This window comes from Streptomyces sp. NPDC029164, from assembly GCF_055563995.1.
Genome location: NZ_JBVHWW010000025.1, coordinates 1 through 22,891 on the forward strand (window position 1 = coordinate 1; position 22,891 = coordinate 22,891).

Sequence of the window (22,891 nt, forward strand, 5' to 3'; positions counted from 1 at the left end):
CCGGCGGCCGGGTCCTTGACCGCGGTGCCCCAGAACCCCCCCCGGGGAACCCCCCCCCCCCCCCCCCCCCCCCCCCCCCTTCTCCCCCCCCCCCCCCCCCCCCCCCCCCCCCCCCCCTCCCCGCCCCCGGACCGGCGCTGAACCGTTCGTTGATCCGTTGCGTTCCCGTGAATGCGGCCAACTGGGGAATGGTGGCGCCGTCTTGGACGTTCTTGGCAGAGAACGCGGCGAGGAGGAGTGGTGGCGGTGCTTGATCCACAGGGTTTGTACGAATGGGATGCCAAGGGCCTGGCGGTGGCCGACCTGGCGGTCGCCCAGGACTCGGCCGGGCTGGTCATGCTGTACCACTTCGAGGGGTACATCGACGCCGGTGAGGCCGGCGAGCAGATCGTCGAGCGGCTGCTGGACACGCTGCCCCACCAGGTGGTCGCCCGCTTCGACGCGGACCGGCTGGTGGACTACCGGGCGCGCCGCCCGCTGCTGACGTTCCAGCGCGACCACTGGACGGAGTTCGAGGAGCCCCGGCTGGAGGTCCGGCTGGTCCAGGACGCCACGGGTGCGCCCTTCCTGCTGCTGTCCGGCCCGGAGCCGGACGTGGAGTGGGAGCGCTTCGCCGTCGCCGTCCGGCAGATCGTCGAGCGCCTCGGGGTCCGCCTCGCGGTCAACTTCCACGGCATCCCGATGGGCGTTCCGCACACCCGTCCCGTGGGCATCACCCCGCACGGCAACCGGACCGACCTCATGCCGGGGCACCGCAGCCCCTTCGACGAGGCCCAGGTGCCGGGCAGCGCGGAGTCCCTGGTGGAGTTCCGCCTGGCCCAGGCCGGGCACGACGTGCTGGGTGTCGCCGCGCACGTACCGCACTACGTCGCGCGCTCCCCGTACCCGGACGCCGCGCTGACGGTGCTGGAGGCCATCACGGCGGCGACCGGGCTGGTCCTGCCGGCCGTGGCGCACGCGCTGCGGACCGAGGCGCACCGCACGCAGACGGAGATCGACCGGCAGATCCGGGAGGGCGACGAGGAGCTGGTCGCCCTGGTGCAGGGGCTGGAGCACCAGTACGACGCGGCCGCCGGAGCCGAGACCCGGGGCAACATGATCGCCGAGCCCGCGGAGATTCCGTCGGCGGACGAGATCGGCCGCGAGTTCGAGCGGTTCCTGGCGGAGCGCGAGGGCGAGAACTGACGCCGCAGCCCGGCGAAGACCGCCCGGACAGGGCTTGGGTTCTGTCCGGGCGGTCTTCGTGGATCAGGCCGTGGGTCCGCGAAGGCCGCCCGGACAGGGCCTAGGCTGCGGGCATGCTGAAAGTAGGATTGACGGGCGGAATCGGCGCCGGCAAGAGCGAGGTCTCGCGGCTGCTGGCCGGGTACGGGGCGATCGTCGTCGACGCCGATCGGATCGCGCGCGAGGTGGTGGAGCCCGGGACGCCGGGGCTCGCGGCCGTCGTGGCGGCCTTCGGGAAGTCGGTGCTGACGGCCGAGGGGGTACTGGACCGGCCGAAGCTCGGGTCCATCGTGTTCGCGGACCCGGCGAAGCTCCGGACGCTCAACGCGATCGTGCACCCGCTGGTCGGGGCCCGATCGGCCGAGCTGGAAGCCGCCGCGGGGGCCGACGCCATCGTGGTGCACGACGTACCGCTGCTCGCGGAGAACGGCCTGGCACCGCTCTACGACCTGGTGGTCGTGGTGGACGCGGCGCCGCAGACCCAGCTGGCGCGGCTGACCGCCCTGCGCGGGATGGCCGAGGAGGAGGCGCGCGCCCGGATGGCCGCGCAGGCCACGCGGGAGCAGCGGCTCGCCGTGGCGACCCTCGTGATCGACAACGACGGGCCGCTGGAGGCGCTGGAGCCGCAGGTGCGCAAGGTGTGGGAGGAGCTCACGGCGCGGGCCGCCGCCGGCACCCCGTGACGTGTGCATGGAATACCGGCCGTAGTGGGGGCGTTGAACGCGCCCGTAGAGGGAAGGATCCAGACCGTGTCCGAGACCACGCGCCCCACGCCGTCCAGCCCGGAAACCCACGTCATCGACTACCGGGCCGCCGAGCAGCTGCTGGCCGCGCGCGACCCGCGCGGCGCGGTCAAGCTGCTCGACTCGGTCATAGCCGCCCACCCGGAGAACACGGCGGCCCGGCTGCTGCGCGCCCGGGCCTTCTTCGCGGCCGCCCAACTGCGCCCGGCGGAGCTGGAGTTCGAGCTGGTACTGGAACGGGAGCCGGACAACGCCTTCGCCCACTTCGCGCTGGCCCGTACCCATGAGCGCGCGGGCCGGCCGGAGCAGGCGCGCAAGCACTTCCGCCTGGCAGCCGCCCTCGACCCGCAGCCCGAGTACCTCGCGGCGGCCCGTTTCGAGGACCAGGACTAGCCACCTGGTCCGGCTGCCCACCGGCGCCCACCGGCCGCCGGTTCACCGGTCGCGCGGCGGTTCGTACGGCGGGACGTCCTGGCCCGGCTGGTAGTGCGGCCCCTGCCGGATGTGGCGCACGATCATGGCCAGGTCCACCGCCACGATGACCGCCAGGGCCCCGCAGGCGGCCGCCCATCCGGGACGGCCCGCCAGCGAGAAGGCGGCCGTCCCGGCGGCGGCCCAGATCAGCCCCCAGACACCCAGCCAGAACCGCAGCCGCAGCGGGCTGCGCGCGGTCACCGGCTCATTCCCGGAACGCATGGTCATCGCCTCTCCTGTCCATGGTCCCACTCCGGTGCTCCGGCTGCCGGGGGCGGCCCCGGCTCCCGGCTACGGGTTGAGCTTGTTCACGGCCGTCGTCGTCGTCTTCTTGAACGCCGCGACCGGGGCGTGGGACAGGTCACCCATCTCGCCCCACTGCACGACGGTCACGGTGGAGCCGTCGCGTCCGATCCCGAACAGGTGCACGCCGGGCTCCGACTCGGGGATCGAGGCGTGGACCCCGTAGACGTGCGCGCCCTCCTCGACGGGGAGCGTCCCGTAGTCATCCCAGGAGGCGGTGCCGCCCGGGGTCGTCCGCAGCCAGTCGGCGGCGCAGGCCGCGACCTTGCGCTCCAGCGTGCCGACGAGCTGGGCGGCCGCGGAGGGCGAGGCGGACCGTACGGAGACCTGCACGGCGCCGGTGTCGAACTCGGTGCCGAAGGTGCGGTGCCAGCTGCCCGCCGCCGGAAGCACGCCGTCCAGGCAGAAGGGCGCGAACTCGGGCAGCCCCTTGGTGATCTTGCCCGGGTACCAGGCCGAGCCGGGGTGCGGCGGCAGGTCGGTGCCGGCCAGGAAGCCGGGCGGGACGGGCGTCGCGGTGGCGGCCGTGGCGGAGGTCGAGGCGGTGAGGACGAGTGCGGCGGCCGCCGCGACGAGCGCGGTGGCGAGCGTGGCGAGGGTGTCGGTGCGTCGGAACATGAACGGTCTCCCCGTGAGTGGTTCGGTGTGCCTGACGAGCCTGTTCCCCGGGCCGCCCGGCCGGCCACGGTTTGGGGCGAATTCGGGACGCTGGAACGGCCGTACGGGCTGTCACCTGGGGGAACACCTCAGGCATGGAACGCAGTCACGGGACGCTGGACGCTGGACGGGGGAACGCGGTGAGCGAGGCCGAGAATTTCGCGCGGCTGATGCGGGAGCTGAAGGAACGTGGCGGGCTGAGCTACGGCGCCCTGGCGCGCCGCCTGCACACGAGCACGTCGACCTTGCACCGCTATTGCAACGGGGATGCGCTGCCCGCGGAGTTCGCGGTGGTGGACCGCTTCGCACGGGCCTGCGGGGCGTCGCCGGGGGCGGCGGTGGACCTGCACCGGGCGTGGCTGCTGGCCGACGCGCGGCGGCGGGCGGGGGTGCCACCGGAGCCCGAGCCGGAGCCGGTGGCGGTGTCGGAACCGGTGGTGGCGCCGGAGTCGGAGTCGGAGCCGGTGGCGGAGCCCGTCGTCGTCGTGGGGGAGCCGGCCGTCGTCGGCAGGCCCTGGTACCGGAGGCGGGCGGCCGTGGTCGCCGCCGCGGGGGTGGCGGCGGGCGCCGTCGCCGTGGCTCTGCTGGCGGCCGCCGGCCCCGAGCCCCGAGCGCCGCGGGCCGGAGCGTGGACGGGTGGGGGGACGGGGCCGGGACCGGGTACGACGGCACCCGCGGCATCCGCTGGTGCCTCCGGAACGGCATCCGCCCCGGGAACGGCGACGGCCTCGGCCGCCGGGACCGCGGCCGCACTGGAACCCGCGTCACCGGCCGGTGGTTCCGGCCCGGCGACCGCCGCGCCCTCCACCTCGTCACGGGCGCTCCCCTCCCCGTCCCCGGCAGCACCCCTGAGGGCGGCGGTGCGCTCGCACGTGTGGACCGCGGGCTGCGATCACGCCTATCTGTCGGAGCGGGGTCCGGGGTCGGTGCCCCCGCCGCCCGTGGAGGCGGACGCGCCCGCCTGGGCGTCGCAACTGCGCGCCGTGCACGCCGGGACGCAGATCGTGGAGGTCACCCTGCACGGGACGGCCCCGGGAGCCGTGGTCCTGGAGGACCTGGAGGTCCGCGTGGCGGGCCGCCGCACCCCGCCGGCCTGGAACGTCTACCAGATGTCGCAGGGCTGCGGCGGGGCACTCACCCCGGCCGTCTTCGCCGTCAACCTGGACGCGCCGCGCCCGCTGGCCCGCCCGGTCGCCGGCAACGACGCCGGGAGCCCGCTGGCCGCGCCCGCCTTCCCGATGCGCGTCTCGGCGGCCGAACCGGTCGTCCTGCGGGTCGAGGCCGTCACCACGGGCTGCGACTGCGACTGGTCCCTCGACCTCCGGTGGTCCGGGCCGTCCGGCTCGGGCACCCTGCGCATCGACGATGACGGGCGGCCGTTGCGCACGAGCGCCGCCCCTGGCCGGCCGGTGTACGGGTACGCGACGGAGCAGGGCCGCTGGGGGCGCTGATCCGCAGGTCAGAGGTGTTGTCGGTGGTCGCGCCTAGACTCGTCGGCAGAGGATGTCAGCAGATCCGCAAGCAGATCGACGGGAAAGACGGGGGAGGGGAACACGTGACACCGCAGTGGGAGTCGGGGTCGCAGCCGCAGCCGCAGCCGCAGCCGCAGCCGCAGCCGCAGCCGCAGCCGCAGCCGCAGTCTGGGCAGCAGTCTGGGTCGCAGCCGCGGGCAGCCGCGCTGTTGCGCCACGCCGCCGTGTTCCTGCCCGCCGCCGTCCCGCGCGAGGGGCGGGTGGCCTTCTGGGCGCCCGAGGGGGACGAGCTGCCCGAGGTGGGTACGCCGGCGCCGCTCACCGTCGTACGCCCGCACGGCGACGGGGTCCGCAGCCGGACCGTGCCCGCCGTGACCTTCTCCGTCGCCTCCGCCCTGCCCCTGCTCGCGGCGGCGCCCCGCAGCCCCGCCGCGCACCCCGCCACCCGCGCCTGGGGGACCGCCGCCACGCAGGCGCTCACCCTGGCCGCCCGCGGCCGGCTGCTTCCCGGGCTCACTCCCGAGGGCATGGACGCCTGGCGCGCCGGGCCGCTCGACGCCGCCGACATCGACCACCTGCGTGCGGTCGCCGCGGCTCTCCCGCACGAGGGGTACGCGACGCCCCTGGCCGGCCGCCGTCCGCTCCAGCTGCCCGAACCGGAGGCGCTGGTCCGCGCGTTCCTCGACGCCGTCGCCGACAGCCTGCCCCGCACCCCGGCCGCGGCCGTGGCCGCCGGGCGGCCGTTCGCCGCGCGGGAGGCGCAGCGGGTGCCCGGGATACGGGACTGGGCCGCGCAGGTCGCGGCCGGAGCCGACGCCGGGGTCGGGATCTCGCTGCGGCTCGACCTGTCCTCCTTCCGCCTCTTCGACGAAGCCGAGGGCGAGGACGTCCGGCGCGCCGGGGCCGCAGTCGTCCAGGTGCACAGCCTCGCCGATCCGACCCTGATCACCGACGCGGCGCGGTTGTGGGCGGGCACGGCCGCCGCCGGGTTCGGCCCGCGCGCCCGGATCGACGCCGTGCTCGCGCTGCGCCGGGCCGCTCGGGTCTGGCCGCCCCTGCTGCGGCTGCTGGACCAGCCCGTGCCCGATGCCCTCGCCCTGTCCGACCCGGAGCTGGAGGACCTGCTGGGGATGGCCGCGAGCCGGCTGGCGGCCGCCGGGGTCCTGGTCCACTGGCCGCGCGAGCTGGCCCGTACGCTGTCCGCGACCGCCGTCGTACGGTCCACCGCGCCCGGTTCCGCGACCGACGGCACCGCCTTCTTCGACGCCGAGCACCTCTTCGCCTTCTCCTGGGAGCTGGCGCTGGGCGGGGACCGGCTCACCCCGGGCGAGATGGACGCGCTGGCGCAGGCCCACCGGCCCGTCGTGCGGCTGCGGGACCAGTGGGTGCGGGTCGATCCGGAGCTGGTGCGCAAGGCGCGCAAGCGGGAGCTGGGCGTGCTGGACCCGGTGGACGCGCTGGCCGTCGCGCTGTCGGGGACGGCCGAGATCGACGGCGAGCCGGTCGAGGCGGTGCCGGTGGGGGCCCTGGCCGCCCTGCGGGAACGGCTGACGGGGGAGCTGGCCCCGCTCCCGCAGCCTTCCGCCCTCAAGGCCACCCTGCGCGACTACCAGGCCCGCGGCCTGGCCTGGCTGGACCTGATGACCTCCCTCGGTCTCGGCGGCTGCCTCGCCGACGACATGGGCCTGGGCAAGACCGTCACCCTGATCGCGCTGCACCTGCACCGGGACCGGCCCGAGCCGACGCTCGTGGTGTGCCCCGCGTCCCTCCTGGGCAACTGGCAGCGGGAGATCGAGAAGTTCGCCCCCGGCACGCCCGTGCGCCGCTTCCACGGCGGCGGCCGCAGCATCGAGGACCTGACGTCCTGCGAGGGCGGGTTCGTGCTCACCACGTACGGCACGATGCGCGCCAGCGCCGCCCTGCTGGCGGCACAGAGCTGGGGCATGGTCGTCGCCGATGAGGCGCAGCACGTCAAGAACCCGCATTCGGCGACCGCGAAGGCCCTGCGCACGGTGCCGGCGCCGGCCCGGGTGGCGCTGACCGGCACCCCGGTGGAGAACAACCTCTCCGAGCTGTGGGCGCTGCTCGACTGGACCACGCCGGGTCTGCTGGGGCCGCTCACCGCCTTCCGGGCCCGCCACGCCCGCCCGGTGGAGCACCAGACGGAGGAGGACGGCGGCAACGAGGCGGCGGTCGCCCGGCTGTCCGCGCTCGTGCGGCCGTTCCTGCTGCGGCGCAAGAAGTCCGACCCCGGCATCGCGCCCGAGCTGCCGCCGAAGACGGAGACCGACCACCCCGTCTCGCTCACCCGGGAGCAGGCCTCGCTCTACCAGGCCGCGGTGGACGAGGCGATGGCCGTGATCGAGTCGAGCGAGGGCATGGAACGACGCGGCATGATCATGAAGCTGCTGGCCTCGCTCAAGCAGATCTGCAACCACCCGGCGCAGTACCTCAAGGAGGAGCAGCCCAGGATCGGACACCGCTCGGGGAAGCTCGCCCTGCTGGACGAGCTGCTGGACACGATCCTGGCGGAGGGTGGCTCGGTCCTCGTCTTCACCCAGTACGTGACGATGGCCCGCCTGATCGAACGGCACCTGTCCGCCCGGGGGATCTCCCACCAGCTGCTGCACGGCGGGACGCCGGTGCCGCGCCGGGAGGAGCTCGTCGACCGGTTCCAGGCGGGCGAGGTGCCCGTGTTCCTGCTGTCCCTGAAGGCGGCGGGCACGGGCCTGAACCTCACCCGGGCCGGCCACGTCGTCCACTTCGACCGCTGGTGGAACCCGGCCGTCGAGGAACAGGCCACCGACCGCGCCTACCGCATCGGCCAGACCCAGCCCGTACAGGTCCACCGGATCATCGCCGAAGGCACCGTCGAGGACCGCATCGCCGAAATGCTGGAGGCGAAGCGGGCCCTCGCCGACGCCGTGCTCGGCTCGGGCGAGTCGGCGCTGACCGAGCTGACCGACCGCGAGCTGGCCGACCTCGTCTCCCTGCGGAGGCCCGCATGATCACCGCGCGGGACGACCGCCGCCGCACCTTCGAGACCGTGCCCGCCGGGGCGGCGGCGGTGAGCTGGTGGGGCCGGGCCTGGGTGACGGCGCTGGAGGAGGTCTCCCATGACACGGCCCGGCTGGCCCGGGGCCGTGCGTACGCCGAGGACGGGCACGTCGACGCGGTGACCGTCACCCCCGGCCGGATCGTGGCGTACGTCCGGGGCAGCCGGGCCCGCCCGTACCGCACCGAGCTGACCCTGCCCGCCTTCGCGGACCCGGAGTGGAACGAGCTCCTGGAGGCGGTCGCGGCCGACCCCGCCGCGCTCGCCGCCCTGCTGGAGCGGGAGGTTCCGCAGTCACTCGCACAGACCGTCCTGCCCGGCGCGGGCGAGCTCGTCCCGCACTGCTCCTGCCCGGACTTCGGGCGTCCGCCGTGCAAGCACGCGGCGGCCCTCTGCTACCGGGCGGCCCGCCTCCTCGACGAGGACCCCTTCGTCCTGCTGCTCCTGCGCGGCCGGGGCGAGCGGGAGCTCCTCGACGAGCTCACCCGCCGCAACGCCGCCCACGCCGCGCGCGAACAGCCCGACGCGGCGCCGGACTTCCCGGGTGTGCCGGCCCGAGAGGCGCTCGCCCGCACCGGTCTGCCGCCGCTGCCCGCGCCGCTCCCGGCGCCCGCCGCCGCGGGCCTCCCGCCCGCGTACCCGGCCGATCCGGCGGCCCCGGACCCGCTGGCCCTGGACCAGCTCGCCTGCGACGCGGCCGCCCGCGCCCTGGCCCTCCTCACCACCGGCGAGGACCCGATCGCGGGGCTCGGCCTCTGGCAGGACGCGGTCAGGCTCGCCTCCGCGCACCCCACGGCGGGCCTGACGGGCACGGCCCGCACCCTCTACCGGGACCTGGCCCGCGCCACCGGCCGTACCACCACCGAGCTCGCCCGGGCCGCCGCCGCGTGGCGCCAGGGCGGCCGCCCGGCACTGGCCGCCCTCGAAGAGCCCTGGGACCCGCCGGCGGGCCCGTTCGACCGGGCCCGGCCGGCCCTGCTCGCCGCGGGCCAGGGTTCCTTCCGCCCGGACCGCAACCGCCTGACGATCCACACCCGCCAGCTCCGCCTCGGCCGCGAGGGCCTCTGGTACTGCTACGAGGACCGCTTGGGGGACAACGACTGGTGGCCGAGGGGCCGTCCCTCCGCGGACCCGGTCACCGCTCTGCTGGGCTGAGCCCGGCGGCCCAGCGCGTCAACGTGGTGAAGTCGCGGTCCCGCAGACCGTGGCGGGGGTGGATGCGCAGGAGGAGGGCCGGGGCCGGGTAGCGGGCGGCGACCCAGGCGCGGTCGCGGGGGTTGATCATGTCGTCGACCCAGGCGAAGGGGCGGCCCGCCGCCCATTCGACGAGATGCCGGGTCTTCCAGGAGAGCCCGTCGGGGTCCTCGACGAAGAGTTCCGGCCAGTCGATGACGGACAGGTCTCCGGGAAGTCCGATGTGCGGGGCGATCAGTGTGTTGGCCTGGTGCGTCCAGGCGGTGGCCCAGGCGAGCTCGAAGGGCAGGGCCAACAGCCGGGCCCCGTGGGACGGGTGGAGGCGGACCCGCGCGCCGCGCCGGGCGCTGCGCGATTCCGGGTCGCGGTAGGAGAGCCAGACGTCCGGCCGCATCCGGTGGCTCCGGTAGCCGCGCAGGCCGGCGAGGGGCGAACGGAAGGGATTGAGCGGTCCGTCCACGTCGAGGAGGAGCAGCGGTCGATCAGTCATGAAGTAGGCACTACCCAGTACACGATGGAGTGAAATGCCTACCGGCTCTATAACCCGAATGGGTTTACCGCGTTATCTCCGGTGCGGGTGCAGCACCCGCTGAATCCTCCGGAAGGCAGGGAAACTCATGCGTCACAGTCGTCGGAATGGCTTGATCGCGGCGGTGGTTGCGGGAGGTGGACTGGCGGTCGCGGGCGTGAGCGGTTTCGCCTACGCCGACGCGGACGCGGGCGGCCGGGCCGAAGGCTCGCCCGGGCTGCTGTCCGGGAACCTGGTGCAGCTGCCCGTGCACGTCCCGGTGAACGTGTGCGGGAACACCGTGAGCGTGGTAGGCGTGCTCAACTCGGCCGCCGGGAACCGCTGTGCCAACGAGGCACCGGGAGGCGGTGGCGGGCATCCCGGGCCGAGGGCCTCACATCCGTCGAAACCGGGAGCGGGAAACGGGGGAGGGGCCGTGGCGGAAGGGCGCGGAAAGGATTCGCCCGGTGTGCTGTCCGGCAACGGCCTGCAGCTTCCCGTCGAGCTCCCGCTGAACCTCAGCGGCAACTCCGTGAGCGCCGTCGGTGTCGGCAACTCCTCGCACGGCAACACCTCCGTCAACGGCGAGGAGCCCACCGGTGGCAAGCCCGCCCAGCCGCCCGTCACCGAACCGCCCGTCACCGAACGGCCGGTCACCCTGCCCGCACCGCCGCGCCACACCGAGGCCCTCGCCCACACCGGGGCCGACGGCCTCGGATACCTGCTGCCCGGCAGCGGAGCGCTCCTGCTCGGCGGCGTCCTCCTCTACCGCCGCTTCCGCCTCAACTAGGCGCTGTACGCCACCCGTCCAGGACGGCGTCGATCCGCGCGGCCAGCCGGGCACGGGCCGCGAACCGGGGGACGCCCGCCATCAGCAGCGCGTCGTACTCGGTGTCGGTGTGCCGCACCGCCGCCCGCACCGCGACCGAGACCGCCGACTCGTCGAGGGCCCGGCCGGCCGCGGTGCGGCCCACCCGGCCGCTGCCGCGCAGCGAGGCGTGCAGGGCGATCGCCACCGCCCGGTCGGCCGGACACCCGGGGAACAGCCGCACTATCTCGGCGGCGAAGGCCGCCGTGAACCGGGTGTCCTCGGCCGCGCGGCGCAGCCGGTCGCGCTCCCGCCGGCGCGCCCGTGCCTCGGCGTCCGCGAGACAGTCGCGCTCCGCCCGGGCCAGGGCGGCGTCCTCGACGAGGAGCCCCAGACGCTCGTACCGGCGGCGGCGCTTGTGGAAGCGGACGACGACGGCCGAGAGCGAACTGGCCTCACGCGAACGGCGGGTGAGCGCGGCGTCCCCGCGGGGCAGGTAGACCAGGTGCCCCAGATCCGCGCAGTCCAGACAGCGCGGTACGCCCGCCTCGCGCACGAGGTGCCGGAGCGGGCCCTGCCGGCACTCGGCGCAGTGGATCTGCTTCAAGGACTCGAACACCACCAGGCTCATACAGGTGTGATACCGCCTTAGGGGCCTCATATCACCTGGTGGGAAGGGGCGGTTGATGTTTCACCAACTCTTCCTGGATACCGGGACGCCTTCTACGGTGGGCCGTGGGCCGGGGGCCGGTCCACGGAGGAGGGCACATGGGTGGACGGCAGGCGACGACGGCACGGCCGGGCAGGGCACGTGGTGCCCCGGCCCCGTCGGGCCGGAGGATCGTCATTCCGCCCGGCGGCTGCACCGGCTGGCACTTCCACCGGGTCCGGCTGGACGCCGTGGTGCTGGCGGGGACCCTGACCCGGGTCCTGCACGACAGCACCGTCGAGGTGCACCGGACCGGGACCACCTTCGTGGAACCCGCGGGCATCGGACACATCCACCTGGGCCACAACCTCGGCACCGAACCGGTCGTGCTCTACGTGACCCCCGCGCTCCCCGAGGGAACGCCCTTCGCGATACCCACCCCGGCCCCGACCGGTGCCAACTCCTCGACCTGCCGCTCACACCAGCCGTCGTATTTCTCCACGGACCCGGTAGAAGCCACCTGAGGCCGCGTGCAGCCCCTCCACCACGTACCGGGCGCCCGGCTCCCGTATCCCGTGCGGGAACTGCACGTTCCACGAGGGCTCGAAGCCGTCCGACACCACCTGCACCCGGATCCGGCCGCCCTGCCGGACGCACTCCACCACCACACCGCCGGCCGGCTCCGAGGCCACCACGGCCATCGAGACCGTCGCGACCGCCGAGGCCGACGCGGCCGGGGTGAACACCGGCAGCGCCGCCGCCGACTTCACGTCCACCGGAGCCGGCACCGAGCCCTGCTGGGCCGCCGCGATCGCCTGCTCGCTCGCATCCACGCAGACCAGCGAACCGTCCGTGGTGACCAGGTACAGCCGCTCGTCGAGGTACTGCATGGACAGCGCGGCCCCGCTGCCCGTGCCCAGCTTCCACAGCCGCTGCCCGTCGGCGTCGAAGCAGTACACCGAGGAGGAGAGGTCGCCGGCGAACACGTGCCGCCCGTCGGGTGAGGTCGCGCACGAGTACACCGCCGCGTCACACCGGTAGGTGGCCTCCACCGCGCCCGTCGCCTTCGACAGCCGCTGCACGGTGTTCCGCCCGGTGCCCGCGTACACCGCGTGGTCCTCCTGCCAGCCGAACAGCACCGATCCGTTGGTCGCGGTGTGCCACAGCTCCCGGCCGCCGTCCGGCGCGTACGCCGTCACCCCCTTGCTGTGCCCGTGGTAGACGGCGTCCGCGTCCGCCCGGACCATCCACGCGTTGGAGCCGGCCGAGCGCCTCGACCACTGGAACTCGTCCTCGTGGTCGATGACCGTCAGCCCGCCGTTGCGGTCCGAGACGTTCAGGACGCCCTCGCGGATGTCGAGCCAGAAGATGTCCACGTCCTCCGCGATGTCGTACGCACCGAAGGGAACCTTCGACGACAGGTCGTACACCGTGCCGTCGTCACAGCCCGCGTATATCCAGAACTCGTCCGCCACCAGGCACTTCACCCCGTCCGGCAGCGCATAGCGGGCCAGCACCTCACCGGCGTGGCTCAGCGTGTAGACGTCCCCGGCCTGGTTGCCGACCCAGCAGCGGTCCTCGTCCACGTGGATCCCGAAGGCGGAGGAGCCCGTACGGAAGCGCCACAGCACCGGAGCCACCGCCCGCGCCGTCGACGGCGCCGACGTCACCTGGCGGCGGGTCACCGAGCGGGCCGCGCGCTGCCCCCGCACCGCCGGGGCGTACCCCTTGCGGACCTTCTCGCCGATCTTCTTCGCGGCGGCCGCCCGGGCCTTCTCGGCGGTCGGGAACGAGGAGCTCTGCAACTGGCCGTCCGCGCCGATGCGTCCGTACCGCACGGAGACGGCCGTGCCGTCGACGGTCACCTCGTAGAACTTGTGCGCCCCGCCGCCGTCCTGCGACAGCTCCAGATACGTCGTCTCCCGAGCCATGACAAACCCCTCCCCGAAGGCCGGGCCGCCGGCTCCGTTTCCGCCGGTGATCCCTCGTGAAAAACGCTAAGTCCCACCACTGACAATGGGCCGGTGAAGTGGGAAGCGATCACATGGCAGCGGATGGCCGAGCGGCTCGCCGGTCACCTCGACGACCCCGAGAACCTGCCCGAGCAGGGCAGTTGGCAGCGGGTGGGCATTGACGGAGCGCCGGCCGCCGGGACCGGCGTGCTCGCGGAGGAGCTCGCGGAGGCGTTGCGGAGGCGCGGCCGGCCGGTGCTGGTGGTGGCGACCGACGGGTTCCTGCGGCCCGCCTCCCTCCGCTTCGAGTTCGGGCGGCAGGACGTGGACGCGTACCTCGGCGGCTGGTACGACACGGGCGCGCTCTGGCGGGAGGTGTTCGGCCCGACGGACCCCGGCGGGAGCGGGCGGGTGCTGCCGGACCTGTGGGACCCGGTGACCGACCGGGCGACGCGCAGCCCGTACGCCGAACTCCCGGCCGGCGGGGTGCTGCTGGTGCACGGTCCGCTGCTGCTCGGGCAGTGGTTCCCCTTCGACCTGAGCGTCCACATCCGGCTGTCGCCGGGGGCGCTGGGCCGTCGGACGGAGGAGTCGCAGCGGTGGACGGTGGCGGCGTTCGCGCGGTACGAGGCGGAGGTGGATCCGGGGGCGGGGGCGGATGTGGTGGTCCGGGCCGATGACTCCAGGCATCCCGCCTGGACGGGGGTGCGCGGGCGGTGACGTGGGCCCCGGGCGGGCGGGGCCGAGTTGCCCGGCCCGGCTGAAGGATCGGGGCTCCGCCCCAGGCCCCGCGCCTCAAACGCCGGCGGGGCTGGAATTGCCGGCGCGGGTTGGATGGTGCGGCGGGGCTGGAGTGGGCTGGTGCGGCTGGAGTTGCCGGTGCGGCTGAAGGATCGGGGCTCCGCCCCAGGCCCCGCGCCTCAAACGCCGGCGGGGCTGGAATTGCCGGCGGGGGTTGGATGGTGCGGCGGGGCTGGAGTGGGCTGGTGCGGCTGGAGTTGCCGGTGCGGCTCAAGTTCGGGGCTCCGACCCGTTCGCCGCGCCTCAAATGGGGGCTCCGCCCCGGACGCCGCGCCTCAAACGCCAGCGGGGCCGGAATTGCCGGTGGGGTGGGATGGGTCGGCGGGGCTGGATGGGTCGGTGTGGCTGTTGCGGGGGCTACGGGCGGCCGCCCGGGTGGGTTACCGAGAGGGCGGCCGTGCGGCAGCCGGCTCGGGCGGCTTCCGCGGGGTCCGCGCCCTGGAGGCGGGCTGCGAGGAAGCCGCCGGTGAAGGCGTCTCCGGCGCCCGTGGAGTCCACCGCTTCGGCCGGCTCGGCCGCGACCTCGGCGGTGATGCGGCCGCGCTCGGCGACCAGCGCGCCGGCCGAGCCCAACGTCACCACCACCAGCGGTATCCGCCGGCTGAGCTCCACCGCCGCGCGGGCCACCCCGGCCGGCTCCGGCAGCCCGGCCAGCAGCCGGGCCTCGTCCTCGTTGGGCAGCAGCACCTCCACCCCCGCCACCGCGTCCAGGAAGCGCCGCGGGCCCAGGGCGGCCAGGAATCCGGCCGAGGCGGGGTCCACGCTCACCGGCACCCCCCGGGTCCGGGCCGCCCGCAGCGCGACCAGGGCCAGCGCCCGGCTGCTGTCGGCGAAGAACAGGTAGCCGGACAGGTGGAGGTGGGCCGCCCCGTCCAGCAGCGACGGGGCCCAGTCGGCGGGGCACAGCCGCAGCGAGGCCCCGCTGTCGGTCAGGAAGGTGCGCTCCGCGTCCTTGCCGACCAGCGCGACCACCGTCCCGGTCGGCTCCTCCGGGTCGATCACCAGCCGCGGCCGCACCCCCGCGTCCACCAGCGCGCGCTCGTGCCACCGCGCCGACTCGCTGCCCACCCGCGCCAGGAGGCGTACCTCCGCGGCCCCCGTACGGGCCGCCCAGCAGGCGGCGTTGGCTCCGGCGCCGCCCGGCAGGGTGCGGATGCGGGCGGCCGTGTCCGTGGCCGGGGCGAGTGGTTCCGGATGTATCGCCACCACATCCGTCACCACGTCCCCGACGACGACCAGCGCTCCCGGCGCGGTCATGCCCGCGCCGCCCAGGCCCCCGCGATCCGCGCTCCGAGCCGCACATTGCCGCGTACCGCCGCCAGGTTGGCCTCCAGCGAGGCGCCATCGGTGGCCCGCACCAGGAACCCCAGCAGGAACGGGGTCACCGCCTGCCCCGTGATCCCCCGCTCACGGCATTCCGCGAGCGCCTCCGCCAGCACCCGGTCGTGCAGCTCAGGGTCCAGCTGCTCCGCCTCGGCCACCGGATTGGCCACCAGCAGCGCCGACTCCACCCCGCCCAGCGCGTCCTGAGCGGCCATCACCGCCGCGACCTCCTCGGGCCGGTGCACCGTCCAGTCCACCGGCTCGCCGGAATCGGCCAGGTAGAACCCCGGGAAGCGGTCGGTCCCGTACCCGAGCACCCCCACCCCCAGCGTCTCCAGCCGCTGCAGCGTGGCCGGCACGTCCAGGATCGACTTCACCCCCGCGCACACCACCGTGATGCGCGTCCGCGCCAGCAGCGCGAGGTCCGCCGACTCGTCCTGCGTCTGCGCCCACTCCCGGTGTACGCCGCCCAGTCCGCCCGTGGCGAAGACCCGCAGGCCCGCCCGCGCGGCCAGGAAGGCCGTCGCGGACACCGTCGTCGCCCCGGTCGCCCGCGTCGCCAGCGCGGGGGCCAGGTCCCGGTGGCCGAGCTTGCGCACGCCGTCGCCGCCCGCGATCCGCTCCAGCTGCGCCTTGTCCAGGCCCGCGTACGCCACCCCGTCCACGACCGCCACCGTCGCCGGAACTGCGCCCTCCGCGCGGACCAGCGCCTCCAGTTCGAGGCCCACGGCCAGGTTGCGGGGGCGGGGCAGGCCGTGCGCGAGGATCGTCGACTCCAGGGCCACCACGGGCTTGCCCCGGGCGAGTGCGTCGCGTACCTCTTCCGACAGGACCGGTCCGCCCGACAAGGGTGCAGTTGCTGTGTGCTGTGACATGTCCCCATCCATGGCACGGGATGGACGGCCCCAAACGCACTCCCGCCACACCCGTCCCCACCTGTCCGAGTAGCGTTCCCCCATGGACACGCGCGGGTTCTACGACGACCTGGCCGACCGGTACGACCTCCTGTACGCGGACTGGGACGCCTCCGCCGCCCGGCAGGGCCGGGCCCTCGACGCCCTCCTCACGGCCGCGCTGGGCCCCGGACCGCACAGCGTCCTCGACAACGCCTGCGGCATCGGCACCCAGGCCCTGGGCCTCGCGGCCCTGGGCCATCGGGTCACCGGGACCGACCTGAGCCCCGCCTCCGCGGCCCGCGCCACCAGGGAGGCCGCCGGCCGGGGACTCGACCTGCCCGTCGCGGCCGCCGACATGCGAGCCCTGCCCTTCGCGGACGCCTCCTTCGACGCCGTGGTCTGCGCCGACAACGCGCTGCCGCACCTGCTCACCGCTCAGGACGTGCGCGCCGCGCTGGCCGAAACCCGGCGGGTCCTGCGCCCCGGCGGACCGCTGCTGCTCTCCACCCGCCCGTACGGGGAACTGCGCCGGGCCCGCCCGCAGAGCGAGGCCCCGCACGTGCGCACCGGCCCCGACGGGCGGACCATCACCTTCCAGCTGTGGCACTGGCACGCCGACGGGGAACGCTACGACCTGGAGCTCTTCCAGCTGCTGCCGAACGGCGACACCTGGACCACGCGGACGTCGAGCGCGACGTACTGGGCACTGCCACAGGAGCGGACCGCCGCGTTCGCCCGGGAGGCCGGGCTGCGCGATCCGGTCTGGCACGCACCGGCGGACACCGGGTTCCACCAGCCGGTCCTCACCGCCCACCGCCCGCCGCCCGGGTCCGACTGGACAGGGTGACTCATGGGCCGGGCCGTTCCTGGACGCTGTGGTCACCGCGCCGCGGGGGCGGGCCGGTCTAGGCTGGCGCGCCATGAGCACCAGTGATCACTCCGCCGCCCCCGCCTCCTTCTCCGTCTCCGTCGCGGACGCGGAACTGGAGCCCGAGGACCTCGACCCCGACCAGATCGTCTCGGGGGAGCCCGTCGTGACGGGCAAGGTGCTCTGGGAGTCGCCGGACGGCAGCCAGGTGCGCGGGATCTGGCAGATCACCCCGGGCGTGGTCACCGACACCGAGGCCAACGAGCTGTTCGTGGTGGTCAGCGGCCGCGCCACCGTCGACGTCGAGGGCGGCGAGACCCTGGAGGTGGGTCCCGGCTCCGCCTGCGTCCTGCGGGAGGGCGACAAGACCACCTGGACCGTGCACGAGACGCTCCGCAAGGCCTACCACATCAGCTACTGAGGCCGAGGCCCTCAGCCGGTGACGCCCTTCGCGGCGACGGGGTGGCGGCGCGCGGTGAACAGGGCGAGCGCCGCCATCGGCAGCAGCAGCGCGGCGCCGACGGCGTTCAGCCAGCCGTAGCCCGCCTGGGACATGACCAGGCCGGCGGCCGCGCCGCCCACCCCCGCGGACGCGTTCATCGTGAGGTCGCTCAGACCCTGTACGGCGGCCCGCGCGGGCTGCGGCACCGAGTCGGTCAGCAGGGCCGAGCCGGACACCATCCCGGCGGACCAGCCCAGTCCGAGCAGGAAGAGCCCGAGCATGCTCCGGCCGTGGCTGGGCCCGGCCGTCCCCGCGAGCAGCGCGGCGACCGACAGGAGCCCGGCGGCCAGGCCGATCACGGACAGCCGTCCGAGCCGGTCCGCGAGCCACCCCATCAGCGGGGAGAAGGCGAACATGCCCGCGATGTGAATGCTGATGACCAGCCCGACGAGCTCCAGGCCGGCGCCGTGGTGGCCCAGGTCCATCGGGGTCATCACCATGATCGAGACCATGACGGTGTGCGACACGGCGACGGTGACGAGCGCGAGGCGGGCCCGCGGGGAGGCCTTGACGGCGGCGAACCCGGCGCGCAGCGAGCGGCCCTCGCGCGTCTGCTCCGCCGGAGCGGCGAGCGCCCGGGCCGTCAGCAGCGGGTCGGGGCGCAGGAGTACGCCGATCAGCGTGCCGGTGAGTAGGAAGACGGCGGCGGCCCATACGAAGGGCCCCGCCGTCTCGGGTATCGCGGTCCCGGCGAAGCTGCGGCTGGCCGGCGCGGAGAGGTTGGGGCCGAGCACCGCGCCGAGGGTGGACGCCCACACGACGACGGAGATCGCCCGGGCCCGGCGGTCCGGGGCGGCGAGGTCCGCGGCGGCGAACCGGGCCTGGAGGTTGGCGGAGGAGGCGGCGCCGAAGGCGGCCATGCCGAGCAGCAGCAGCGGGAAGTTCCGGATCGTCGCGGCGAGGACGACCAGTCCCGCTCCGACGGCGCCGATCGCGTAGGCGAGGACCAGGCCGGGGCGTCGCCCGCGCGCGGTCATCAGGGCGGCGAGCGGCAGCGAGACCAGGGCGGTGCCGATCACCGCGGCGGTGGAGGCGAGGCCGGACAGGGCCTCGGTGCCGCTGATCTCGGTGGCGAGCACGGGGGCCAGGGCGATGCTGATGGGCACGCCGAGGCCGCCGAGGATCTGGCCGGCGATGAGGACCCGGGAGGTGCGCCGCTGCAGCCGCGCCACGTCCGGGAGACCGAGCGGCGGAGCCGGCCGGTCCGTGCCGGGGGAGGCCGTCATGCCGCGCCCCGCTTGCGCGGGTGCGTGACGCGGGGCCCGGAGGGCGCGGGGGAGCCGGGTGCGGCGGCGGCAGTAGTCACCGCCGCAGTGTGCCACCCCTTACTGCCCGGCGGAACCGTCCCTGCGTGCCGGCCGGCCCGCAAGCCGGTACCGCACTGCGGCCCGAAGGCCGGACCTCCCTCAGAACAGCGGCTGCGGAAGCACGCCTTCCAACGCGAGCAGCTGCCGCTTGGTCTCCACCCCGCCGCCGAATCCCCCGATGCCCCCGTCGTTCTCCACGACCCGGTGGCAGGCCACCACCAGCGGCAGCGGATTCGAACCCATGGCGTTGCCCACGGCCTGGGCGGCGCCGGGCTGTCCGGCGCGGGCGGCCAGTTCCCCGTAGCCGACGACCGATCCGTACGGCACGGTTCGGTCCAGCTCCTGGAGCACCTGCCGGTTGAAACCGGAGCTGAGGCGCCAGTCCAGCGGCAGCTCGAAGCGCCGCAGCGTGCCGGCGAAGTACGCCTTGAGCTGGCGTATGGGCTCGGCCAGCAGCACCTCCTCGCCCGGCGCGGGGCGGCGGGCGTCGGCGCCCAGCCGGGAGACGAGCGGGCCGATCATCTTCTCGACCCGGTCCGGGGCGGCATGGAACTCGACCCGGACCAGACCCTCCGGGGTGGCGGCCAGGAGCAGGGGACCGATGTCGCTGGCGACGACGGTCCATTCGAGGTGCGGCCCGCGGGGCGGCTCGGTGGTGTCCACGCCCCCACCGTACGGCTCCCCCCTGACAACGCCGGCCGCTTCGGTCACATCACCCGCATCAACCGCATGAACCACATCACCCGCCACACACGCCCGCCGCGGCACGGCGGCGGACTCAGAACCCGTCGACCGCCTCCTGCACCACGTCCGGGGCGTTGGTGATGATCCCGTCCACACCCATGTCCTGGACCTTCCGGGCGGTCGCCGCGTCGTCCACGATCCAGGTGTCCACCTCCATGGCCTTGCCGTGGGCCCCCAGCAGGCCGTGCACCGCCGCGACCCAGTCGGCCGAGATCGTGGTGTGCCAGGGGTTGATCCGGTCGGTGAACTCCGCGTACCGCGGCAGGTCCGCCACGGTGGGGGTGCCCAGGAAGGCCGTCAGCAGGTCCGGGCGCAGCCGGTGCACGATGCGCACGCAGTCGGCGCTGAAGCTCTGCACCACCAGGCGCTGCGTCACGTGCCGCTCGTCGAGCCAGCCGGCGTCGCCCAGCACCTTCAGGGTCTGCTCCTCGATCCCCGGGTAGAGCTCCGGCTTCTTGATCTCCAGCAGCAGTTTCTGCTGGTTGCGCTGCACCCGGCCCAGGTACTGGCGCAGGGTCGGCACGCGGGCGCCCGCGTACTCCTCGCCGAACCAGCTGCCCGCGTCCAGCCGGGCGATCTCGGCGGCCGTGAAGTCCTTGACCTTCCAGGGGGAGCGCCCCGGGAACACCTGCTCGACGTTCGTCGTCCGGGCCAGGGTGTCGTCGTGGATCACCACCAGCTCGCCGTCCATGGTGCGCTGCACGTCGTTCTCGACCCAGTCGAAGCCCAGCCGCATGGCCAGGTCGATCGCGGCCAGGGTGTTCTCCGGTGCGTACGCCGAGGCCCCCCGGTGGGCGTACACGACGGGTTCCCCCAGCGCTGCCCGGTCGGTGGCGGATCCGGGCCCGGTGGCGGCGTACGAGGCCGTCCCGCCCAGCAGGGTGAGGGTGAAGCCCAGGAATGCGGCGGCGGCCGCGGCGGCGGGTCGGACGTACATGTGCGTTCTCCTCGGGTCGTGAGCCCTGTTCCTGCGTCAGACGGGTGCGGAGCGGCAGACGTTGTGGCGATGCACTTCACGGCGATCATGGGGTTGAAGATCACCGAGCCGCCACCGAACTACGACAAACGGACCAGAACGAATGACGGGGCTCCCGGGCGTCCGGACCCGCCGGAGGGCGCCGCGGCCGGGCGGGGACGCGTGAGTGTCAGTGGGGGGTCGTACGGTTGACTCATGCGGCCCGTATCGAAGATCGAACGCACGGTGGCGCCTTTCGAGGTCGTCAGCCCGTACCAGCCCAGCGGCGACCAGCCGGCGGCCATCGCCGACCTGGAGAAGCGCATCCGCGCAGGTGAGAAGGATGTCGTCCTGCTGGGTGCGACAGGCACCGGCAAGTCGGCGACCACCGCCTGGATGATCGAGAAGCTTCAGCGCCCCACCCTGGTCATGGCGCCGAACAAGACGCTCGCCGCCCAGCTGGCGAACGAGTTCCGCGAGCTCCTGCCGAACAACGCCGTCGAGTACTTCGTCTCGTACTACGACTACTACCAGCCCGAGGCGTACGTACCGCAGTCGGACACGTACATCGAGAAGGACTCCTCGATCAACGAGGAGGTGGAGCGGCTGCGCCACTCCGCGACCAACTCGCTGCTGACCCGGCGCGACGTGATCGTCGTCGCCTCCGTGTCCTGCATCTACGGCCTCGGCACCCCGCAGGAGTACGTCGACCGGATGGTCTCCCTCAAGGTCGGCGAGGAGATCGACCGGGACCAGCTGCTGCGCCGTTTCGTCGACATCCAGTACACGCGCAACGACGTGGCCTTCACCCGCGGCACCTTCCGGGTGCGCGGCGACACCATCGAGATCTTCCCGGTCTACGAGGAACTGGCCGTCCGCATCGAGATGTTCGGCGACGAGATCGAGGCCCTCTCCACCCTCCACCCGCTGACCGGCGAGGTCATCAGCGAGGACCGCGAGCTGTACGTCTTCCCCGCCAGCCACTACGTCGCCGGCCCCGAGCGCATGGAGAAGGCGATCAACGGCATCGAGGCCGAGCTGGCCGAGCGCCTCGCCGAGCTGGAGAAGCAGGGCAAGATGCTGGAGGCGCAGCGGCTGCGCATGCGCACCACGTACGACCTGGAGATGATGCGGCAGATCGGGTCCTGCTCCGGCATCGAGAACTACTCGCTGCACATGGACGACCGCGAGCGCGGCTCCGCGCCGAACACCCTCATCGACTACTTCCCGGAGGACTTCCTCCTGGTCATCGACGAGTCGCACGTGACCGTGCCGCAGATCGGCGCCATGTACGAGGGTGACGCCTCCCGCAAGCGGACCCTGGTCGACCACGGCTTCCGGCTGCCGTCCGCCCTCGACAACCGTCCCCTGAAGTGGGAGGAGTTCCAGGAGCGCATCGGCCAGACCGTCTACCTGTCGGCGACCCCCGGAAAGTACGAGCTCTCGCGCGGCGACGGCTTCGTCGAGCAGATCATCCGCCCCACCGGCCTCATCGACCCCGAGGTCGTGGTCAAGCCCACCGAGGGGCAGATCGACGACCTGGTCCACGAGATCCGGCAGCGGGTGGAGAAGGACGAGCGGATCCTCGTCACCACCCTCACCAAGAAGATGGCCGAGGACCTCACCGACTACTTCCTGGAGCTCGGCATCCAGGTCCGCTACCTGCACAGCGACGTGGACACCCTGCGCCGCATCGAGCTGCTGCGCGAGCTGCGGGCCGGCGAGTACGACGTCCTGGTCGGCATCAACCTGCTCCGCGAGGGCCTCGACCTGCCCGAGGTGTCCCTGGTGGCGATCCTCGACGCCGACAAGGAGGGCTTCCTGCGCTCCGGGACCTCCCTGATCCAGACCATCGGCCGTGCGGCGCGCAACGTCTCGGGCCAGGTCCACATGTACGCGGACAAGATGACCCCGGCGATGGAGAAGGCCATCGACGAGACCAACCGGCGCCGGGAGAAGCAGATCGCCTACAACACGGCGAACGGCATCGACCCGCAGCCGCTGCGCAAGAAGATCAACGACATCGTCGCCACGATCGCCCGCGAGGAACTCGACACCGAGGAGCTCCTCGGCACCGGATACCGGCAGGCCAAGGACGGCAAGGGGGCCAAGGCGCCGGTGCCGGCGCTCGGCGGCCGGGCCGCCCAGACCAAGGCGGGCGGCAAGGGCGCGAAGGCCGCCAAGGGCGCGAAGGGCACCGAGGTGCTCACCGACCGGCCCGCCGAGGAGCTGGCCGCGCTCATCGAGCAGATGACCGAGCGCATGCGCGGGGCGGCCGCGGAGCTGCAGTTCGAGGTCGCCGCCCGGATCCGGGACGAGGTGGGCGAGCTGAAGAAGGAGTTGCGGCAGATGAAGGAAGCGGGCCTCGCCTGACCCGGACCGGGTCAGTAGGGTTGAATCACAGCCGCAGGTACACCCTGCGCGCCCGTTAATGGGGCGGGCCATGGAGAGGGGAC

The 22,891-nt window shown here is 74.1% G+C and carries 22 protein-coding genes; 12 read left to right on the forward strand and 10 right to left on the reverse strand.

What is annotated here, in order from left to right; translation table 11 throughout:
• Positions 1-246: 246 nt before the first annotated feature.
• The 3 genes from ACZ4VT_RS23505 to ACZ4VT_RS23515 all read left to right on the forward strand — a co-directional run bounded on the left by ACZ4VT_RS23505 (position 247) and on the right by ACZ4VT_RS23515 (position 2,360).
• Positions 247-1,185, forward strand: a complete 939-nt coding sequence (locus ACZ4VT_RS23505; RefSeq protein ID WP_351303133.1) for a PAC2 family protein — start codon at positions 247-249, stop codon at positions 1,183-1,185.
• A gap of 113 nt (positions 1,186-1,298) precedes the next feature.
• The gene (coaE, locus tag ACZ4VT_RS23510; RefSeq protein WP_467952399.1) at positions 1,299-1,907 is read left to right on the forward strand and encodes a dephospho-CoA kinase; all 609 of its coding nucleotides are present in this window, start codon (positions 1,299-1,301) and stop codon (positions 1,905-1,907) included.
• 66 nt (positions 1,908-1,973) lie between these two features.
• Positions 1,974-2,360 carry a tetratricopeptide repeat protein gene (locus ACZ4VT_RS23515; RefSeq protein ID WP_467952401.1) on the forward strand — a complete coding sequence of 129 codons (387 nt, stop codon included), beginning with the start codon at positions 1,974-1,976 and terminating at the stop codon, positions 2,358-2,360.
• A gap of 42 nt (positions 2,361-2,402) precedes the next feature.
• Here the strand turns inward: ACZ4VT_RS23515 and ACZ4VT_RS23520 are convergent, their stop codons facing one another.
• Positions 2,403-2,663, reverse strand: a complete 261-nt coding sequence (locus ACZ4VT_RS23520) for a DUF6343 family protein (RefSeq protein WP_467952561.1) — start codon at positions 2,661-2,663, stop codon at positions 2,403-2,405.
• Between the two features lie 69 nt (positions 2,664-2,732).
• Positions 2,733-3,362, reverse strand: a complete 630-nt coding sequence (locus ACZ4VT_RS23525) for a hypothetical protein (RefSeq protein ID WP_467952404.1) — start codon at positions 3,360-3,362, stop codon at positions 2,733-2,735.
• 134 nt (positions 3,363-3,496) lie between these two features.
• Between ACZ4VT_RS23525 and ACZ4VT_RS23530 the strand changes: the two genes are divergently transcribed.
• The 3 genes from ACZ4VT_RS23530 (at position 3,497) to ACZ4VT_RS23540 (ending at position 9,083) form a co-directional block, all read left to right on the forward strand.
• Positions 3,497-4,852: a helix-turn-helix domain-containing protein gene (locus tag ACZ4VT_RS23530; RefSeq protein ID WP_467952409.1), complete on the forward strand. Its 1,356-nt coding sequence runs from the start codon at positions 3,497-3,499 to the stop codon at positions 4,850-4,852.
• Between the two features lie 227 nt (positions 4,853-5,079).
• On the forward strand, positions 5,080-7,881 hold the full coding sequence (locus ACZ4VT_RS23535; RefSeq protein ID WP_467952563.1) for a DEAD/DEAH box helicase: 2,802 nt from the start codon (positions 5,080-5,082) through the stop codon (positions 7,879-7,881).
• The gene (locus tag ACZ4VT_RS23540; protein ID WP_467952411.1) at positions 7,878-9,083 is read left to right on the forward strand and encodes an SWIM zinc finger family protein; all 1,206 of its coding nucleotides are present in this window, start codon (positions 7,878-7,880) and stop codon (positions 9,081-9,083) included. Before ACZ4VT_RS23535 ends, ACZ4VT_RS23540 begins: the two co-directional genes overlap by 4 nt.
• On the opposite strand, the gene ACZ4VT_RS23545 is transcribed toward ACZ4VT_RS23540, so the two are convergent.
• Positions 9,064-9,612, reverse strand: coding sequence for a hypothetical protein (locus ACZ4VT_RS23545; protein WP_467952412.1), 549 nt, complete (start codon positions 9,610-9,612; stop codon positions 9,064-9,066). The genes ACZ4VT_RS23540 and ACZ4VT_RS23545 overlap by 20 nt on opposite strands.
• A gap of 196 nt (positions 9,613-9,808) precedes the next feature.
• On the opposite strand from ACZ4VT_RS23545, the gene ACZ4VT_RS23550 reads away from it, so the two are divergent.
• Positions 9,809-10,420, forward strand: coding sequence for a chaplin (locus ACZ4VT_RS23550; RefSeq protein WP_467952414.1), 612 nt, complete (start codon positions 9,809-9,811; stop codon positions 10,418-10,420).
• Here ACZ4VT_RS23550 and ACZ4VT_RS23555 read toward each other — a convergent pair.
• A complete protein-coding gene (locus tag ACZ4VT_RS23555) occupies positions 10,413-11,069 on the reverse strand; it encodes a DUF2293 domain-containing protein (RefSeq protein ID WP_467952416.1) in 657 nt (218 codons plus the stop codon). The genes ACZ4VT_RS23550 and ACZ4VT_RS23555 overlap by 8 nt on opposite strands.
• Positions 11,070-11,206: 137 nt before the next feature.
• Between ACZ4VT_RS23555 and ACZ4VT_RS23560 the strand changes: the two genes are divergently transcribed.
• Complete coding sequence (locus ACZ4VT_RS23560; protein WP_467952417.1) at positions 11,207-11,611, forward strand: cupin domain-containing protein; 405 nt, start codon at positions 11,207-11,209, stop codon at positions 11,609-11,611.
• Here the strand turns inward: ACZ4VT_RS23560 and ACZ4VT_RS23565 are convergent.
• The gene (locus ACZ4VT_RS23565) at positions 11,564-13,018 is read right to left on the reverse strand and encodes a WGR domain-containing protein (RefSeq protein WP_467952419.1); all 1,455 of its coding nucleotides are present in this window, start codon (positions 13,016-13,018) and stop codon (positions 11,564-11,566) included. The genes ACZ4VT_RS23560 and ACZ4VT_RS23565 overlap by 48 nt on opposite strands.
• 93 nt (positions 13,019-13,111) lie before the next feature.
• Here ACZ4VT_RS23565 and ACZ4VT_RS23570 point away from each other — a divergent pair, with 93 nt between their 5' ends.
• A complete protein-coding gene (locus ACZ4VT_RS23570) occupies positions 13,112-13,759 on the forward strand; it encodes a nucleoside/nucleotide kinase family protein (protein ID WP_467952421.1) in 648 nt (215 codons plus the stop codon).
• Positions 13,760-14,197: 438 nt separating this feature from the next.
• On the opposite strand, the gene ACZ4VT_RS23575 is transcribed toward ACZ4VT_RS23570, so the two are convergent.
• Together ACZ4VT_RS23575 and ACZ4VT_RS23580 are read right to left on the reverse strand one after the other, a co-directional pair.
• Complete coding sequence (locus ACZ4VT_RS23575; protein WP_467952423.1) at positions 14,198-15,097, reverse strand: carbohydrate kinase family protein; 900 nt, start codon at positions 15,095-15,097, stop codon at positions 14,198-14,200.
• Positions 15,094-16,038, reverse strand: a complete 945-nt coding sequence (locus ACZ4VT_RS23580) for a pseudouridine-5'-phosphate glycosidase (protein WP_467952425.1) — start codon at positions 16,036-16,038, stop codon at positions 15,094-15,096. Before ACZ4VT_RS23580 ends, ACZ4VT_RS23575 begins: the two co-directional genes overlap by 4 nt.
• A gap of 82 nt (positions 16,039-16,120) precedes the next feature.
• Here ACZ4VT_RS23580 and ACZ4VT_RS23585 point away from each other — a divergent pair, with 82 nt between their 5' ends.
• Both ACZ4VT_RS23585 and ACZ4VT_RS23590 read left to right on the forward strand, forming a co-directional pair.
• Positions 16,121-16,906 (forward strand): class I SAM-dependent methyltransferase, encoded by a 786-nt coding sequence (locus ACZ4VT_RS23585; RefSeq protein WP_467952427.1) that lies wholly within the window; start codon positions 16,121-16,123, stop codon positions 16,904-16,906.
• Between the two features lie 73 nt (positions 16,907-16,979).
• Positions 16,980-17,348, forward strand: a complete 369-nt coding sequence (locus ACZ4VT_RS23590; protein ID WP_467952429.1) for a cupin domain-containing protein — start codon at positions 16,980-16,982, stop codon at positions 17,346-17,348.
• Between the two features lie 11 nt (positions 17,349-17,359).
• On the opposite strand, the gene ACZ4VT_RS23595 is transcribed toward ACZ4VT_RS23590, so the two are convergent.
• From ACZ4VT_RS23595 to ACZ4VT_RS23605, 3 genes are all read right to left on the reverse strand, one after another.
• Complete coding sequence (locus ACZ4VT_RS23595; protein WP_467952430.1) at positions 17,360-18,655, reverse strand: MFS transporter; 1,296 nt, start codon at positions 18,653-18,655, stop codon at positions 17,360-17,362.
• Positions 18,656-18,835: 180 nt separating this feature from the next.
• Entirely contained in the window at positions 18,836-19,399 is a 564-nt protein-coding gene (locus tag ACZ4VT_RS23600) for a methylated-DNA--[protein]-cysteine S-methyltransferase (protein WP_467952431.1), read from the reverse strand.
• 115 nt (positions 19,400-19,514) lie between these two features.
• Entirely contained in the window at positions 19,515-20,417 is a 903-nt protein-coding gene (locus tag ACZ4VT_RS23605) for a glycerophosphodiester phosphodiesterase (RefSeq protein WP_467952432.1), read from the reverse strand.
• A 234-nt stretch (positions 20,418-20,651) separates the two neighbouring features.
• On the opposite strand from ACZ4VT_RS23605, the gene uvrB reads away from it, so the two are divergent.
• Complete coding sequence (gene uvrB / locus ACZ4VT_RS23610; protein ID WP_467952433.1) at positions 20,652-22,808, forward strand: excinuclease ABC subunit UvrB; 2,157 nt, start codon at positions 20,652-20,654, stop codon at positions 22,806-22,808.
• Positions 22,809-22,891 lie beyond the last annotated feature (83 nt).

Excerpts from the sequence above, each read along its gene's own strand:
- coaE (WP_467952399.1), top strand. The coding sequence starts at position 1,299 with ATGCTGAAAGTAGGATTGACGGGCGGAATCGGCGCCGGCAAGAGCGAG.
- ACZ4VT_RS23520 (WP_467952561.1), bottom strand. The coding sequence starts at position 2,663 with ATGCGTTCCGGGAATGAGCCGGTGACCGCGCGCAGCCCGCTGCGGCTG.
- ACZ4VT_RS23525 (WP_467952404.1), bottom strand. The coding sequence starts at position 3,362 with ATGTTCCGACGCACCGACACCCTCGCCACGCTCGCCACCGCGCTCGTC.
- ACZ4VT_RS23530 (WP_467952409.1), top strand. The coding sequence starts at position 3,497 with ATGGAACGCAGTCACGGGACGCTGGACGCTGGACGGGGGAACGCGGTG.
- ACZ4VT_RS23540 (WP_467952411.1), top strand. The coding sequence starts at position 7,878 with ATGATCACCGCGCGGGACGACCGCCGCCGCACCTTCGAGACCGTGCCC.
- ACZ4VT_RS23545 (WP_467952412.1), bottom strand. The coding sequence starts at position 9,612 with ATGACTGATCGACCGCTGCTCCTCCTCGACGTGGACGGACCGCTCAAT.
- ACZ4VT_RS23555 (WP_467952416.1), bottom strand. The coding sequence starts at position 11,069 with ATGAGCCTGGTGGTGTTCGAGTCCTTGAAGCAGATCCACTGCGCCGAG.
- ACZ4VT_RS23560 (WP_467952417.1), top strand. The coding sequence starts at position 11,207 with ATGGGTGGACGGCAGGCGACGACGGCACGGCCGGGCAGGGCACGTGGT.
- ACZ4VT_RS23565 (WP_467952419.1), bottom strand. The coding sequence starts at position 13,018 with ATGGCTCGGGAGACGACGTATCTGGAGCTGTCGCAGGACGGCGGCGGG.
- ACZ4VT_RS23575 (WP_467952423.1), bottom strand. The coding sequence starts at position 15,097 with ATGACCGCGCCGGGAGCGCTGGTCGTCGTCGGGGACGTGGTGACGGAT.
- ACZ4VT_RS23580 (WP_467952425.1), bottom strand. The coding sequence starts at position 16,038 with ATGTCACAGCACACAGCAACTGCACCCTTGTCGGGCGGACCGGTCCTG.
- ACZ4VT_RS23585 (WP_467952427.1), top strand. The coding sequence starts at position 16,121 with ATGGACACGCGCGGGTTCTACGACGACCTGGCCGACCGGTACGACCTC.
- ACZ4VT_RS23590 (WP_467952429.1), top strand. The coding sequence starts at position 16,980 with ATGAGCACCAGTGATCACTCCGCCGCCCCCGCCTCCTTCTCCGTCTCC.
- ACZ4VT_RS23595 (WP_467952430.1), bottom strand. The coding sequence starts at position 18,655 with ATGACGGCCTCCCCCGGCACGGACCGGCCGGCTCCGCCGCTCGGTCTC.
- ACZ4VT_RS23605 (WP_467952432.1), bottom strand. The coding sequence starts at position 20,417 with ATGTACGTCCGACCCGCCGCCGCGGCCGCCGCCGCATTCCTGGGCTTC.
- uvrB (WP_467952433.1), top strand. The coding sequence starts at position 20,652 with ATGCGGCCCGTATCGAAGATCGAACGCACGGTGGCGCCTTTCGAGGTC.